Source organism: Anaplasma centrale str. Israel, from assembly GCF_000024505.1.
Classification (GTDB): domain Bacteria; phylum Pseudomonadota; class Alphaproteobacteria; order Rickettsiales; family Anaplasmataceae; genus Anaplasma; species Anaplasma centrale.
The window spans coordinates 1,157,948-1,173,451 of the sequence record NC_013532.1 but is presented as its reverse complement, the minus strand read 5'-3'; the positions used below and the strand labels follow the sequence as shown (position 1 = coordinate 1,173,451).

Genomic DNA, 15,504 nt, shown 5'->3' with positions numbered 1-15,504 from the left:
CCACCGCGCGCCCACGCCACGTGAGTCTACGGATGCACCGTACGCAAGGATCACCTCTTCCAACTTGGGTTAAGCGGGGTACTGCACAAAAGCTGCGAACGCTACCAGCCACACACGGAGTATGGCCCGTCCAGAAACCAAGGACTCACCGCAAATAGGTACACATATGACAGAAGTAGGATGCTACAGCATATCGAAGCAAGGGCAGCGGGCTGTCGGAAACCCAGCCACATAACCCGCCGAAGCCGAAAACAGCCGACGCCGGCCAAGAAGCGCGCACAAAAGAGAAAACGTACAGCAATACTGGCGCACAGGCCTTTTACTGTCCCGCACCTATGGCGCTGTCTATCGCGCCTATGATCTGCTGCAGATTTGCGCCAACAACTCTTGATAACTCTTTCCCGTCGGAGAAAATTACCAAGGTAGGTACCGCACTCACCCCATATGAAACGGGAGTATCTTGATTGTTTTGGATGTTAAGCTTGTAGATCTTCAGCTTACCCTCGTACTTTTGTGCCAGCTTTTCCAGTTGAGGGGAAAGGGCCACGCAAGGCCCGCACCAAGGAGCCCAGAAGTCCACGAGCACCAGGCCGCTCCCGACGCAGACCTTCTCGGGAAAATCAGAATCACCCACCTCAGCAATGTTAGACATGACCCCCTCCAATAGGAAACCTACCCACGTCCCCTTCTGGATGTAGAGGATGTGCGGTACAGCTTCTCGTTAAACACGCAGGCAGTACTGGAACCATACCGTAGCGTAAAAGCCGGAGAGACGCGCTCCACCACCACATAGTCACCCACGATTCTAAAGTTCACAAGAGACTCATACCCCTCAGCGTCAACATTGAAGATGGAGGGAAGGTCACCGCTAACGTTGGAAAACTGCATATAGGTGAACTTGCGATCATCAAACACCCTAATAGGGACGATATTTGCAGAACCAGCAGTGTGTGACACAGAATAGTCGAAGTTTAGCCCCTTCTTGGCAACCTCAGGGTCGCTCAAGTCTGGTACATCATTTTGGTATGTGGGAAAGGACACCCCGCCACCCAAATCGGATGACGATGCCGCATCAACACTACTCGCAGCGGGATACACGAACCTGACCTCATACGCTAATCTAGGGTCATCAAGGCCACTAGCCTCCTCAGCGTGCAGCTCAAAGTAATACACGCGCCTGTTCGTGATTATAGTGACGTTGGTATCTGCATTATCCCCAACGGGCTTTATGAACAGCCTATTCCCCTTCGGCACCAACTGCCACCCGGTTGAATCCCCCATGGAGACCGTATCAATAACCTCACCAGCCTCAAACAATATGCTAGACTGGTACCCATAGAACCCCGTGTACCTGTGTATGGACTGAGGGTTAAAGTTCATAACCTTTATGTGGTCATCAGCGGCTATAGAGCGCGGCTCCTGCTTACCAAAAGCAGCCGAGCTGCACAACAGCGCTACAGCACAAACCATGAAAGCCTTTTTCATAAGCTACGGTATAAACGAACACCTGCCCTAAGTCTAGCACTAATGCGTCAATCTGCAACCAATCAATAGGAAAAATTGCGTTTTATTGCCACGCGCGTTATTAAAAACAGGTCAGTTCCGTGTAAAGCCACTACTGAATTACCAGCGTGTGATTGCTTCCAGCACCGGTAGTGCGTGCCCACATCCAACAACAACCCCACCTCAACCAGCCGCGCAACTCCGATCTGGACGCGGCGAGTGCGACTCGTTGCTACTTGTACACATCCGTATACAACTCCCCAGCTTCAGGCTCCGGACTACTTTGTGCAAACTCTACAGCCCCGTTAACTATTTCGCGGACCTGCTTCTCAAAACCATCAAGAGTGCTTTCAGGTGCAATTTTGTGCTTCAGTACATACTCCTTCAACCGGCACAATGGGTCTCTACTATCCCGCACCTCATCAACTTCTTGCCTTGTCCTATACTTTGCTGGGTCTGACATTGAATGCCCTCTAAAGCGATAAGTTTTCATCTCCAGCAAGACGGGGCCGTTGCCATTCCTGCAAAGCTCTGCTGCATTACTTGCCGCCTCGATTACAGCAAAAATGTCCATGCCGTCTACCTGGCTACCCGGCACGCCACAGCCCTCTCCGCGTCTGTACAGCTCAACAACGGATGAAGACCTTGGAACCGAGGTGCCCATGGCATACTCGTTATTCTCCACCACATACACCACCGGGAGCTTCCACAACGATGCCATGTTGAAGGACTCATAAACCTGCCCCTGATTCATCGCACCGTCTCCCAGGCATGTAAAAACTACCCCCTTGCCTTTTTTATACTGTTCAGCGAATGCAATACCTGTTCCTATAGGTACTTGCGCGCCTACAATTCCATGCCCGCCGAAAAAATTCTTTGCTACATTAAACATGTGCATAGAACCACCCTTACCCTTGGAGCACCCGGTTCCCTTGCCCATCAGCTCTGCTAGTATAGTATTTGCGCTTTCTCCAGATGTGAGCATGAAACCATGCTCCCTGTAGCTGGTAACTATAGAATCTTCGCTGCTAAGCACATTTTGCAAGCCTACCGCTATTGCCTCTTGCCCTATGTACAGATGACAAAACCCCCGTATGAGGCCCATACCGTACAGCTGGCCCACTTTTTCTTCGAATCTGCGCATTAATAGCATGTCGTGATAGGACTTGACCACCTGCTCGTCAGAGATGGCTGAATGACGCTTGCTCTTATTCACAAATCTACCTAACACACTCCAATAGGGTTCGTTACTACCTCGTAAAGCAACGGTGTTCAAGGTATTTATGATGCTGCCGGCACCACTGTGCAGTGCCCAGTGTTGATCAGTCTTCCCTAATAAATTGCTGTACATCCCTTATCCGGCTCTCCACCATAACGGAGGGTGGGTGCCCTATACCCGGATATTCTATGTGGCTAATATCGCGTTTCGACGCCAGCATTTTTCGCAAAGTCTCCGAGGTTAAATAAGCTGAATGCTCGCCCTTCAGCACTAAAATCCCGCCGCACTGCATCTTATCCCACACGTCCCAGATATCCCAATCGCCACTGCTGCTCTGCTGGATTTCAGCAGAAAGCTGGGCGCCAATGCCTGGGTCTAGGGTTAACACGTAACCGCCGTCCTTTTCCACAATTCTATGCCGCACAAGGTGGTCCCAATGCTCTTCCTCTACTATGCCGGAGTGGCGCAATGCATCCTTGAGATACTGCTTTGCCTGCTCCTTGCCGTCAAATGTGGGTAGCTGTGTCATAAGCTTAACAAGCGCCTGCAATGGCTGTGCCGGGGTGTACGGGCCTATATCGTTTAGTATAAGCTTCTCGATTGACAGTACATCATGGAAGTGCGCCGTCAAAAACATGGCAATAATCCCTCCCATCGAGACGCCCAAGTAATTGCACTTTTTGATTTTCAAGTGCTTTGCAAGATGTAATATGTCCGTGCAGTATGTATTGTAGTTGTAGAGGGAGTGGTCCCTAAGCCATGAGCTCTTGCCGCGCCCCACAACATCTACTGACACCACTGGGAAATCGGACACGGCACGTCCCAAATAGTCAAAACAGGCTGAATTTCCAGCCATGCCATGTACACATATGAGCGGTGTTTTTTCCCCTAAGGCTTCGGGGTTGTGCACCCTATAATACATGTAATGGTCTTCCTTAGACGGAATGAGGACCCTGTCCTCCAGCACAGCAACCATTGGCGCCTCATTTGTAAGCAGTCGCCCCAGTCTATCAACTTATGTGTGCACTATCAAGCGCTAAGTTATCGCGTGACGGCCGATATTGCCGCGCCATGAGGGGGAGTCTGGACAGCGGGCTTACAACGTACACTGGTGGACTTATAACCAAATGAGGAAAGTTTAAGTAATTTGTTGACACTCGCTGTGTTCTTGATTAAGAATGGTAGCTCTATGGAGCGCTGGCCCTTGAGGTCTGTGGCTCGATGGTTGACAAGTTAGTAGAAAGATCAATGGTAGGGATTGTTCTCTTTCTGAGGACGATCTCGATTCGATTAGCTGATAAAGTATAGATAGTGTGGTTTTGATACTGCACGTATCGCTACGAATGAATAAACAAGAAAGAGCACTTGATGGATGCCTTGGCGCTAAGAGGTGATGAAGGACGTGGTAGGCTGCGATAAGCTGCGGGGAATTGTCAACAAGTTTTGATCCGCAGATGTCCGAATGGGGAAACCCGGCCAATTCGTTGGCCATTGCATGCTGAATACATAGGTATGCAAGACGAACCCGGTGAACTGAAATATCTAAGTAGCCGGAGGAAAGGAAATCAAAATGAGACTCCGTTAGTAGTGACGAGCGAACGCGGAACAGGTCTGTGGTCTGTAATTAGAAACTGGAATGCCTTGGAAAAGGCAACCGTAGGGGGTGATAGTCCCGTACAGGTAAGAAGGTTGCAGATCCTTGAGTAGGGCGGGGCACGTGGAACCCTGTCTGAATTTAGGGGGACCATCCTCTAAACCTAAGTACTCCTTAGCGACCGATAGTGAACAAGTACCGTGAGGGAAAGGTGAAAAGAACCCCGGTGAGGGGAGTGAAATAGAACCTGAAATCGGGTGCTTACAATCAGTTGGAGCTTGTGTAGGTTTTGCAGCTTGCTGTAATTCCTGCATGGGTGACAGCGTACCTTTTGCATAATGGGTCAGCGAGTTAATCTGTTGAGCAAGCTTAAGCCGTTAGGTGTAGGCGTAGCGAAAGCGAGTCTGAATAGGGCGTTTTAGTTCAATGGATTAGACCCGAAACCAAGTGATCTAGCCATGGCCAGGTTGAAGGTGTAGTAAAGTACATTGGAGGACCGAACCTGTTACTGTTGCAATAGTATTGGATGAGCTGTGGCTAGGGGTGAAAGGCCAATCAAACTTGGAAATAGCTGGTTCTCCGCGAAATCTATTTAGGTAGAGCGTTGTACTATAAGTTGCCGGGGGTAGAGCACTGAATGGACTAGGGAGACTCATCCTCTTACCAAATCCAATCAAACTCCGAATACCGGTCAACTGTTCTACAGCAGACACACTGCGGGTGCTAAGTCCGTGGTGGAAAGGGAAAGAGCCCAGATCGCCGTCTAAGGTCCCAAAGTTATGGCTAAGTGTGGAAGGAGGTGAGAAGACCAATACAGCTAGTAGGTTGGCTTAGAAGCAGCCATCCTTTAAAGAAAGCGTAACAGCTCACTTGTCTAGATTTAAGTCTTCTTGCGCCGAAGATGTAACGGGGCTAAAGCCATACGCCGAAGACGCGAGTGCCCGGCTTGCCGGGTGCGGTAGCGGAGCGTTTCGTAAGCCTGTGAAGGTGGCCCGTGAGGGTTGCTGGAGGTATCGAAAGTGAGAATGCTGACATGAGTAGCGTAAAGGAGTGTGAAAACCACTCCCGCCGAAAACCTAAGGTTTCCTGTGTTAAGTCAATCTGCGCAGGGTTAGTCGGACCCTAAGGCGAGGCCGTAAAGGAGTAGTCGATGGGAATCAGGTTAATATTCCTGAACCTTTTAAGCGTGACGGATCTTGTGCAGTGCGTGCCTTATTGGATTGGTGCGTGCTTTAAAGAGGTCCCAGGAAATAGCGCTTAAGTTAATAAGTCCGTACCGCAAACCGACACTGGTAGGTGGGTAGAGTATACTAAGGCGATTGAGAGAACGATGCTGAAGGAACTCGGCAAATTGCACCTGTAACTTAGGGAGAAGGGTGACCTGTGGGTGGGCAACCACCTGTGGGTGGCACAGAGCAGGGGGTAGCGACTGTTTACTAAAAACACAGGGCTCTGCAAACACGTAAGTGGAAGTATAGGGCCTGACGCCTGCCCGGTGCTGGAAGGTTAATATGAGGGGTGAGAGCTCCGAGTTGAAGCCCCAGTAAACGGCGGCCGTAAAACTGACGGTCCTAAGGTAGCGAAATTCCTTGTCGGGTAAGTTCCGACCCGCACGAATGGCGTAACGATTTCCCCGCTGTCTCCAGCATCGACTCAGCGAAATTGAATTCCCCGTGCTGATGCGGGGTACCCGCGGTTAGACGAAGAGACCCCGTGCACCTTTACTATAGCTTTACATTGGTGTTAGGGATGCAATGTGCAGGATAGGTGGGAGACTTTGAAGCCCGGGCGCCAGCCTGGGTGGAGTCATCCTTGAGATACCACCCTTTGTGTTCTTGGCATCTAACTACGCTCCATTTTTCTGGAGCTAGGACATTGTATGGTGGGTAGTTTGACTGGGGCGGTCGCCTCCTAAAGAGTAACGGAGGCGTGCGATGGTAGGCTAGGGCTGGTCGGAAATCAGCTTTTATAGTACAATGGCAAAAGCCTGCCTGACTGCGAGGCCGACGGGCCGAGCAGAGACGAAAGTCGGTCATAGTGATCCGGTGATTCCGTATGGAAGGGTCATCGCTCAACGGATAAAAGGTACGCCGGGGATAACAGGCTTATGGTGCCCAAGAGTTCATATCGACGGCACCGTTTGGCACCTCGATGTCGACTCATCACATCCTGGGGCTGGAGCAGGTCCCAAGGGTTCGGCTGTTCGCCGATTAAAGTGATACGTGAGTTGGGTTTAGAACGTCGTGAGACAGTTCGGTTTCTATCTTCCGTGGGCGTTGGAAATTTGAGAGGATCTGACTCTAGTACGAGAGGACCGAGTTGGACATACCTCTGGTGTACCAGTTGTTGTGCCAACAGCATAGCTGGGTAGCTACGTATGGACGGGATAATTGCTGAAAGCATCTAAGCGAGAAACCCCCCTCAAGATTAGATTTCCCCATTAGGGCCGTGAGAGACTATCACGTTGATAGGCCGGGTGTGTAAGTGCGGTAACGTATTTAGCTGACCGGTACTAATAGCCCGATTGGTTTATTCGTTTGTTGGTACGTGTAGTTCAAGACCACACTGCTTGCTTTATCTAGATCTTTCTGCTAGCTTGGTTATATGGCCGTTTGGCTGGTGGTTATGGCGGGAGTGAAACACCCGGTAACATCCCGAACCCGGAAGTTAAGCCTCCCAGCGCCTGTGGTACTTTGTCTTAAGACACGGGAGAGAGGGTCGCTGCCAGCCTTTGGTCGCCTTTCGTAGCGCGCTTGCGCTGTTACTCCGCTTGTTTTTGTTGTTTGGTCCGGCTTTTGGTTGCGGTTGCACCCAATCTAAGTTTGTTGGCCGCCAAAAGGCCTTTTCAATTCACCTGTTGGGTGATTGTTTCGCAAAAGCCAAACATCCAATTGTGCCCTTGGCCCTGTGTTGCTGGGCGAACGTTACTGAGTTTTGATTCTATAGTGATTATCACAGATGCATTGTAACTGTAAGGGGCGGTTTTTGTTTGATAACCGAAGATAATAGCGTGATTTAGTTGATTCCCAAATATTGCAAACAAAGAGGACGCGTTAGGGGTGCAGCGCACTAATAATATGGTCGATGATCAAGGGGTCTAGTCCTTATGGGATTGGTAATACGGGTGATAATTTGGAGTTTCACGAGTAATTGCCACGCCATGCACGTGGCTTTCATGCAACCCGGCGGCGGTGATTACGGTGAACTTGCAGTTTGTTTTCATGGACTCTATATCCTTGTTTCCGGTGTACCCCATGGATGATCTGAGCCCTCCTACCAGTTGGTATATAACCTCAGACGCTGCTCCCTTAAAAGGTACCCGGCCCTCAACGCCTTCTGGTATGAATTTTCCCCCGCCTTCCTGGAAGTACCTACCGCTGCTGCCGCTTTTCATTGCTACAACAGACCCCATGCCTCTGTAGCACTTATATGCCCGGCCGTTGTATATCATAGTGTCTCCCGGACTTTCATCTGTGCCGGCAAAGATGGAGCCTATCATCACCACATCTGCTCCTGCCGCAATAGACTTTGCGATATCCCCGGAATATTTTATGCCTCCGTCCGCTATCACTCTGACTCCCGTGCCCTTGCACGCTTCCGCGACGTTTTTTATGGCAGAGAATTGCGGCACTCCCACCCCGGTGACGATCCTCGTTGTGCATATGGATCCAGGGCCTATGCCAACCTTGACTGCATCAACTCCAGCCTCAACCAGGGCGAGGGCTCCCGCGGCTGTTGCCACATTTCCGCCTATTACCTGTGCATCAGGGTACAACGCTTTGATTTCTCTTATTGTTTGAATTACCCTGGCAGAATGGCCATGCGCGGTGTCTACCACTATTACGTCAGCTTCTGCCTGTATCAAGGCTTCAGCGCGCTCCATGCCCTCTTTGTTTCCTGTGCCGACAGCCGCTGCCACCCTTAACCTGGCTTTTTTATCTTTGCAGGAATTTGGGAACCGATTAAACCGCTCAATATCTTTTACGGTTATTAGACCAATGCAGCAACCGTGCTCGTCAGTTACTATGAGCCTCTCTATTTTGTGTTTGTGTAGAAGCCTAGTTGCTTCAGACTGACTGATGCCTTCGCACACGGTGACCAGATTGGTACTTGTCATTATGTCGCTAACTTTGCAATTCTTGTTCTCAACAAAGCGAACATCTCTGTTTGTCAGTATCCCCACAAGCTTATTCTGCTGGGGGGTGACTACAGGTATTCCGGAGTAGCTATGCTTCCTCATGACGGATAAAGCAGTGCTCAATGTAGCGTCAGGAGAAACAGTTACAGGGTTACTGACTATCCAGCTTTCGTGTTTTTTGACTTTCTGTACCTCCGCAACCTGGCGCTCTATGGATAAATTTTTATGGATGCACCCCATGCCTCCATGCTGTGCCACAGATATAGCAAGCCTGGACTCCGTCACCGTATCCATCGCGGCTGACATTATAGGAATACGGAGCTGCACGCTGTCTGTAACATAGGTCGTGACGTCCGTATCAGCCGGAAGCACATTGGAATCTGCTGGGATTATCAGAACATCATCAAACGAATAGGAAACTTCCACAACCGCCCTAGCCAACCTTCGCTGCCGATTATAAAATTTTTAGCGCGCACACGCAACAGTGTCGCTCGCATACTAAGCAAGAAACTGTTCTGCTATGGTTCTCTCCTCTAGCCCATGTTCTGGATCAAACATAAGTGTAATCTTTGTGTTGTTGTCTTGCTTTATCTTGACGTCGCTTATATTGCGGAACTCTGTGTAGTCAGCAACTGCGCTGACGCAGCGGGTTTCAGGAGATAGCACATCAATTTCCACCAGGGAGTCATTCGGCAACAGTGCACCGCGCCACCTCCGAGGCCTGAAAGAATTAATTGCAGTGAGGCATACTATGTTAGAAGTGAAGGGCAATATGGGCCCACCTGCAGAGAAATTATAAGCTGTGCTACCTGCCGGGCTAGACACTATCACGCCGTCAGACACCAGCTCCTCCATAGCTACTTTCCCGTTGATTTTAATTCTGAGCTTTGCAGCCTGATGCGTGCCGCGAAACAGCGAAACTTCATTTACTGCTATTGCGCTGTGTGTGTGGCCATAAACGTCCTTTGCCTCCATACGCAACAGAGGCAGCTCAGTTGCAACTGCATTTTCGAGCTTGTGTGGAAGGCTGCCATCCACGCAGTGGTTCAGCAAGAACCCAACGCTACCATGCCTCACTCCATATACAGGCACGTTCCTACCGGGACCCACTACATAATTATGCAAGCTGTGCAGCATGAACCCGTCACCCCCAACGACTACGAGCAAGTCTACCGCGGAATCTTGAGCGTCAGCCAGGTTTACCACGCCGTAAAAGCTACGCAAACAACCAACCCGCTCCCTCTCCGCAGGGCCGGCCGCCACGTAACCTACAGTTTGATACTTACATCTGGCAGGCAAAACAGCGCTCTGCACGCTCACAAATCGCCGAACTTGCTCAGGAACCTAGCAGCCCTACTGTTCTTTTTGCTGCTCATCCTAAGCCCTGGGTTCCAGGCGGGGTGATTAAACCTGTCACTCTCAAGGTGTACCTTTACCATTTCGTCAGGTTTCCCATATGTAGAAAGCATTTCACGCTGCTCACCATTTGTGAAAATAACCGTGATGGGGTGAACCTCAGGATGTATACCCTTCTTCATGACCACGGACCTCCTAACAAAATTGAAACAAAGACGAACATAACCGCGGATGGTAACAGGGAAAAGGGTGCATGTCAATTGTGCGAGTTGTAGGCGCAGCTGCAGGCGTTCAACGCGTTACTATGTTTATAAAACAATGCTTGGCACGGCCTGGCGTTGCGCCCGTTGGGGTGCTTGTTACAGTAGCCGTGACCGTGCATATGTTCTGCTGAAACCAGTGCAATTAGCTATGCTAAATTGGACAAGGCAACGCCACCACCGCGTCACAGTCTGCAAAAATAGCTTTGACTACCACAGTCACGTGAGCAATAATTGGCCGTGTACCATGGGGAGTCCCGAGCTGTGTCTGTTGTATTTATGTTTCCTGGCCAAGGCTCGCAGTTTGTTGGGATGGGCAGAGAGGTCTACGATAGCTCGCCTGCAGCGCGTCGCGTGTTTCATGAGGTAGATGAAACACTGGGTAGGTACCTCTCCCGGATAATTTTTCAGGGGCCTGAGGAGGCTCTCACTTCAACCTGTAATGCGCAGCTTGCATTGATGACTGTATCAGTCGCGTTGGTTCGTGCGCTTGAAGAAAATTTAGGCGGTCCTATCACAGATGCTGTGAAGTACGTTTTGGGGCACTCAGTGGGTGAGTACACGGCGTTGCACGTCTCTAAAGTGATTGGGTTGCCCGGCATTGCCAGGTTGTTAGACGTTAGGGGAAAGGCGATGCATAGAGCCTCTGCACTGTGTTGTGGGGGCATGGCAGCCCTAATAGGGGGCAGTCTGAGTGAGGTTGAAGCCGTGGCAGCGCGCGCATCAGAATACGGCATATGTGAGGTTGCGAACGATAACTGCACCGGTCAAGTGGTGGTCAGCGGTACTGAGAACGCCTTGCAGCAGCTGCCGAAGCTCATTGAAGGTACCGGCATCAAGAAGGTAATAAAGCTGCGTGTTAGCGGGCCGTTCCACTCTTCTTTGATGCGGCTGGCTTGTAATGAGATTGGTGATTTTGTCGACCAGCTAGAAATGAATCCGCCGGAAGTAGAGATGGTTTTTAACGTATCTGCCTCTACACATTCTGACTGCAATGCAATAAGAGACCTAATGGTGCGGCAGGTTGTTAGCAGAGTTAGGTGGAGGGAGAGCATAGAGTACCTGGTTAGGTGCGGATGCTCAGAATTTGTAGAGGTGGGGCCTGGTCAAGTGCTTGTAGGGCTGCTAAAGCGAATAGATAATTCAGTGCGCGGGTTTGGTGTTGACTCGATGGAGTCCGTGCGCGCGAGTTGCTCTGGTATCCTAAAAGCGGAAAAACTGGCCGCTAGTAATTCCGGGTAGCATGTTTATAACTTTTGAAGGAGTGGATGGATGTGGGAAAACCACACAGGCTGCTCTCCTTGCGAAATATTTGTCGGATTTGTATGGCGAACACAGGGTGGTGCTCACTAGAGAACCCGGTGGCACTTCGTTCAATGAACTTGTCAGGGAGGTTTTGCTTGGGCTTACTGATTACAAGATGGACAGGATTACGGAGCTTATGCTTTTCATGGCAATGCGCAGAGAAAGCTTTGTTAAGGTGGTGTCCCCGGGCTTGCTTGCAGGTAAGGTGGTGATCAGTGACAGGTTTACGGATTCCACTGTGGCCTATCAGGGCTACGGATGCGGAGTGGACCTATCGTTGGTCAACATGCTAAATTCACTGGTAGCTGATGTTGTGCCGGATATCACGTTCGTCATGGACATCAGCACAGAGCTCGCTCTTACGAGGACCACTCTCAACGGATGCGAGAGCCGTAGTCCAGAGTTCTACGACAAGGTTAGGGAGGGGTTTAGGGCCATAGTTGCCTCTAACCCACATAGGTGCCACATGGTCAACTGTGCAGAGGATTCAGTAGAGGATGTATACTCTGTGCACGACAGGATTGTTGCGCTGTTTCACGAAGTGACCAAGGATAAGCTTGAGATAGCGAAGTAGCGGCTCTGTTGCGGGTTGCATCCTTCCGCGAGAGAATATTGCTGTACTCTGTTGGTTTTCTTGTTACCATTTACCTTGTTTTACATTGCGTAAGTGCGAGGGTTGCCGTGTGGTCGGTAGATAGGAGGTTTTTTGCTTGGTTTTCCGTGGCGGCGTTTTTCGCGCTCCAGTATGTACTACGCGTTATGCCAAACACCCTCTCCGGGGAAATTATGGAGCGTTTTAATGTGGGAGCGATTGCCTTGGGGCAGTTTTCCGCGCTCTACTACGCGGGGTACACAATAGCACACATTCCACTAGGGGTGTTAATTGACAAATATGGGCCCAAAAAGGTGGTGCCAGCCTGCATAGCCTTAACCTTTCTGGGTGCGGCACCCATGCTGTTTGGTTCATGGAAGTTTGTGCAGATTGGTAGGGTGTTGACTGGCATGAGTTCAGTTGCTTCCGCCATATCCATTTTCAAAGTTTCAAAGATGTACTTTGCCGGCACGAAAGTTGCCAGAATGATTTCTATCGCGGTGGTGATGGGGCTTCTGGGCGCAATGTATGGCGGCATGCCTATGCTGTCATTGGTGGAAGATTTTGGCTGGAGCAAGGTGTTTCTGGCATTCATAGCAGGGGGGTGTGTTTTAGCTGTATTTGCATATTTTCTGTTTGATGATGCGGGTGCCACTGAGAGTGGTAGTGTGTATAAGCAGATCAGAAGCGTAATATCAAACAAGCGACTGATTATGATAAACCTTCTTGGGGGCTGCATGATAGGCCCGCTAGTGGGCTTTGCTGACGGCTGGGCGACCGCATTTTTGTCAGAGGTGTGCGGCGTCAGCCACAAGGCCTCAACAACTTTACCCGCTGCGCTGTTTGCCGGGGGCTGTATAGGTTCGCTGGTGATCGGCTATATGCTTGAGAAATCTTATAATGGATGGAACATAATAATCTACTGTGGCCTGTTTACCATAGCTGCGTTTGCAGCCATGCTGACCGGGAATTGCAACAACGGAGTTAGTGCATTCATCCTGCTTTTAACTGTGGGCATCTGCTCCGCATACCAAATTGTAACGACGTTTAAGTCTATAGAGTACGTGGACAGCGGTTCTGTAGCCATGGCCACAGCGATTTCCAACATGGTCATCATGTTTTTCGGGTACTTCTTTCACACGGTGATCTCGCTGGTGATCAACGCGTACTGGGACGGTAAAGTCGTCTCCGGCCAAGCCGTGTACGGCAGCGAAACCTTGGTCAAAGCCATGCTCGTCATTCCTGCGGGTGTCCTGATTGGTACAGTTGGGACTGCGATAATGAAGCACTACAGCAAAGACGAGTCACCCGCGAGCTGAACGCGACGGTGCCGCCCTATGCGCTGGTGGAGGCCAGATACCATCTCCTCCCAGCGGCAGTGACGTCCCTCTCAAACTTCCAGGTGTCCTCTATCACGTTTACCTTAGAAGTACTTCCATCCACAACCTGCCCCTCAACGTCTCGCACGACATTTATCTGTTCCGTTACGAACTGCACGGTTATGGTGGCGAAATTTCCCTCTAGCTCTGCGTTAGTCACTTTCTGTGATGTAATGGAGACCACAACATCCTCGTGTACACGCCCAGCATCCCGACGCCGTTCCACCTCCTTGACAAACGAGTTGTACATGTGCCTATTCAGCAGCGACGACAAAAGCTCGGTGTTGCCTTGATTGAGCGCGCTCACTATCGCCTCAAAAGCTGCTGCCGATCCTTCGATAAAATGCTTGACAGAAAAATCCTTGTTGCGTGCCTTGATCGCTTCAAACACACTAGAAATTTGGTCCACAGGTGCGGAGTCCGCCACGACAGAGTCTACAGGAATGTCCTGGGGCTTCACCGAACCGTCGGAAGCTGCCTGCTCCCCACTAACCTGTCCGGGATAAATGGCACTTGGCTGAAAGTTCACGCTAGACGCCTTGCCCAGAGAACCGTACAAGCGGAAGAAAATAAAGGCCGCAACGAATGCGTATATAGCCAACTCAACCATACCCGTCCAAATTTTTCACAAAGGCTATGTACAAAAGTACCTAACCATATTATAGTTTGCCCAGTGTTAATCAACAATTAATTGCGGTATTTCCGTCTAGGAGTGTCCAGTATGCGCCCAAAGCTCAAGGTAAGGGGACAGTACATTAAGGATCTGTCCTTCGAGAATCCTAATTCGCCTAAGGTTTTTTTGATGATCAGTAAATCTCCACCGGAGATTAATATATCGGTCAATGTGGCTTCTGCTTCCTTGCAGGTGAAGCCTACTGAGGGTGAGCAAGTTGCCGACCTATATGAGGTAACTTTACAGGTGAATATAGAGTCTGTCGTAGAAAAAGTGGCTGCATTTCTGTGCGAGCTCAAGTACTGCGGGGTTTTTTCCCTCGAGGAAAAGGCCGAGGAGAAGGAGGTGAAGGAGGCTCTGCTAATTACCGCCCCGGGCATTTTGTTCCCCTTCGTTAGGGAGGTCATTGCCAAGATGACCGCCAGTGCCGGGTTTCCGCCACTGATGTTGGATGTTATAGATTTTGAAGCTATGTATGCTAGCCAGCTTGGCGGAAAGGACGGAAAGAATAGGCAGACGGGTGGAAGTGGAGGTTCAGCCTGAGTTTGTGGTAGTGTGTTGTGGTGGGGATTATGCGGTTTTTGCGATGTTATCTAGGCGTTTCCTTTGCGATCTGCCTGTGTTCCGTATTGGTGGGCTTTTCCGCTGCTGCCGATGCAAAGGTAGACGCCCCGTCTAATAGTGAGGTAGATGCAGTTAACACGGCAGATATTACGGCCGAGAAGCTGTTGGGTCTGATTCCTGGTGACAGGTTTTTGGGCAACACGAGCGCTCCTGTTGTTATGGTGGAATATGCATCTTTTTCGTGCTCTCACTGCGCGGATTTCGCCACCAAAGTGCTACCGAGGCTGAAGAGTGAGTACATAGACAAAGGCAAACTTCTGTACATACTTAGGGACTTCCCGTTGGATAAGCTCTCACTCTCTGCGGCCATGCTTGGTACGTGCTACAAGGATAACAAGACGTTTTTTGCCTACGCTAAGGCAGTGTTTAACTCATTTGATGCCTTGATTGCAACCCACAAAGATCTTGGGCTGCTGTCGAATATCGCCAAAATTAGTAACATCTCTGATGAAGAATTCAAGAAGTGTACAACTAACGAAGCCTTGATGGATCGCGTGGTGCAGCAAAAGTTTTTGGCCGTTAACAAACTTGATGTAAACGCGACGCCCGCGTTCTTCTTGAACGGGCAAAGGTACGAAGGCAGCCACGACTTTACCAGCGTTTCTGCAGAGATCGAAAAGTTGATTTTGTTAAACCCCAACTATTCTGCATTGGATGGAAAGGCGACCAAGCTGGAACGTGCCAAGAAGTAGGAGTTTGGTGATGCTCGTTAGCAGCTTCGCGTTTTATGGGTTATGCGCTGATGCGCGTGCGGTTGGCCTGCTGCTGCAGTGACGCGTCCATTAGAAACCGATGTGCCCCCGCAGGGAATGCCTGCGCGCACTGTCAACACTGGCATGCGCCCGCTGGCGGTTGCGTGTG

At 50.3% G+C, this 15,504-nt stretch carries 13 protein-coding genes and 2 rRNA genes; 7 read left to right on the top strand and 8 right to left on the bottom strand.

Annotated elements, in window-relative coordinates:
* Window positions 1–319: 319 nt before the first annotated feature.
* From trxA to ACIS_RS04875, 4 genes are all read right to left on the bottom strand, one after another.
* Window positions 320–652, bottom strand: a complete 333-nt coding sequence (trxA, locus tag ACIS_RS04890; RefSeq protein WP_012881052.1) for a thioredoxin — start codon at window positions 650–652, stop codon at window positions 320–322.
* 20 nt (window positions 653–672) lie between these two features.
* Entirely contained in the window at window positions 673–1,485 is an 813-nt protein-coding gene (gene virB9 / locus ACIS_RS04885) for a P-type conjugative transfer protein VirB9 (RefSeq protein WP_012881051.1), read from the bottom strand.
* 250 nt (window positions 1,486–1,735) lie between these two features.
* Entirely contained in the window at window positions 1,736–2,854 is a 1,119-nt protein-coding gene (gene pdhA, locus ACIS_RS04880) for a pyruvate dehydrogenase (acetyl-transferring) E1 component subunit alpha (protein ID WP_010262670.1), read from the bottom strand.
* Window positions 2,826–3,698, bottom strand: a complete 873-nt coding sequence (locus ACIS_RS04875) for an alpha/beta fold hydrolase (RefSeq protein WP_012881050.1) — start codon at window positions 3,696–3,698, stop codon at window positions 2,826–2,828. Before ACIS_RS04875 ends, pdhA begins: the two co-directional genes overlap by 29 nt.
* Before the next feature lie 369 nt (window positions 3,699–4,067).
* On the opposite strand from ACIS_RS04875, the gene ACIS_RS04870 reads away from it, so the two are divergent.
* Both ACIS_RS04870 and rrf read left to right on the top strand, forming a co-directional pair.
* Window positions 4,068–6,853 (top strand): 23S ribosomal RNA (locus ACIS_RS04870).
* A gap of 78 nt (window positions 6,854–6,931) precedes the next feature.
* A 5S ribosomal RNA gene (rrf, locus tag ACIS_RS04865) occupies window positions 6,932–7,046 on the top strand.
* 367 nt (window positions 7,047–7,413) lie between these two features.
* Here rrf and guaB read toward each other — a convergent pair.
* The 3 genes from guaB to rpmE form a co-directional block, all read right to left on the bottom strand.
* The gene (gene guaB, locus ACIS_RS04860; protein WP_187286244.1) at window positions 7,414–8,880 is read right to left on the bottom strand and encodes an IMP dehydrogenase; all 1,467 of its coding nucleotides are present in this window, start codon (window positions 8,878–8,880) and stop codon (window positions 7,414–7,416) included.
* Between the two features lie 72 nt (window positions 8,881–8,952).
* Window positions 8,953–9,774: an NAD kinase gene (locus tag ACIS_RS04855; protein ID WP_012881048.1), complete on the bottom strand. Its 822-nt coding sequence runs from the start codon at window positions 9,772–9,774 to the stop codon at window positions 8,953–8,955.
* A complete protein-coding gene (gene rpmE, locus ACIS_RS04850) occupies window positions 9,771–9,992 on the bottom strand; it encodes a 50S ribosomal protein L31 (RefSeq protein WP_012881047.1) in 222 nt (73 codons plus the stop codon). The genes ACIS_RS04855 and rpmE overlap by 4 nt, the downstream gene beginning before the upstream one ends.
* A gap of 342 nt (window positions 9,993–10,334) precedes the next feature.
* Between rpmE and fabD the strand changes: the two genes are divergently transcribed.
* The 3 genes from fabD (at window position 10,335) to ACIS_RS04835 (ending at window position 13,286) form a co-directional block, all read left to right on the top strand.
* Window positions 10,335–11,312 (top strand): ACP S-malonyltransferase, encoded by a 978-nt coding sequence (gene fabD / locus ACIS_RS04845; protein ID WP_012881046.1) that lies wholly within the window; start codon window positions 10,335–10,337, stop codon window positions 11,310–11,312.
* Between the two features lies 1 nt (window position 11,313).
* Entirely contained in the window at window positions 11,314–11,949 is a 636-nt protein-coding gene (tmk, locus tag ACIS_RS04840; protein WP_012881045.1) for a dTMP kinase, read from the top strand.
* Between the two features lie 107 nt (window positions 11,950–12,056).
* Window positions 12,057–13,286: an MFS transporter gene (locus tag ACIS_RS04835; protein WP_041651628.1), complete on the top strand. Its 1,230-nt coding sequence runs from the start codon at window positions 12,057–12,059 to the stop codon at window positions 13,284–13,286.
* A 16-nt stretch (window positions 13,287–13,302) separates the two neighbouring features.
* Here ACIS_RS04835 and ACIS_RS04830 read toward each other — a convergent pair whose 3' ends face one another.
* Window positions 13,303–13,956 (bottom strand): Tim44/TimA family putative adaptor protein, encoded by a 654-nt coding sequence (locus tag ACIS_RS04830; protein WP_012881043.1) that lies wholly within the window; start codon window positions 13,954–13,956, stop codon window positions 13,303–13,305.
* A 111-nt stretch (window positions 13,957–14,067) separates the two neighbouring features.
* On the opposite strand from ACIS_RS04830, the gene secB reads away from it, so the two are divergent.
* Together secB and ACIS_RS04820 are read left to right on the top strand one after the other, a co-directional pair.
* Window positions 14,068–14,562: a protein-export chaperone SecB gene (gene secB / locus ACIS_RS04825; protein WP_012881042.1), complete on the top strand. Its 495-nt coding sequence runs from the start codon at window positions 14,068–14,070 to the stop codon at window positions 14,560–14,562.
* A gap of 29 nt (window positions 14,563–14,591) precedes the next feature.
* Entirely contained in the window at window positions 14,592–15,335 is a 744-nt protein-coding gene (locus ACIS_RS04820) for a DsbA family protein (RefSeq protein WP_041651625.1), read from the top strand.
* Window positions 15,336–15,504 lie beyond the last annotated feature (169 nt).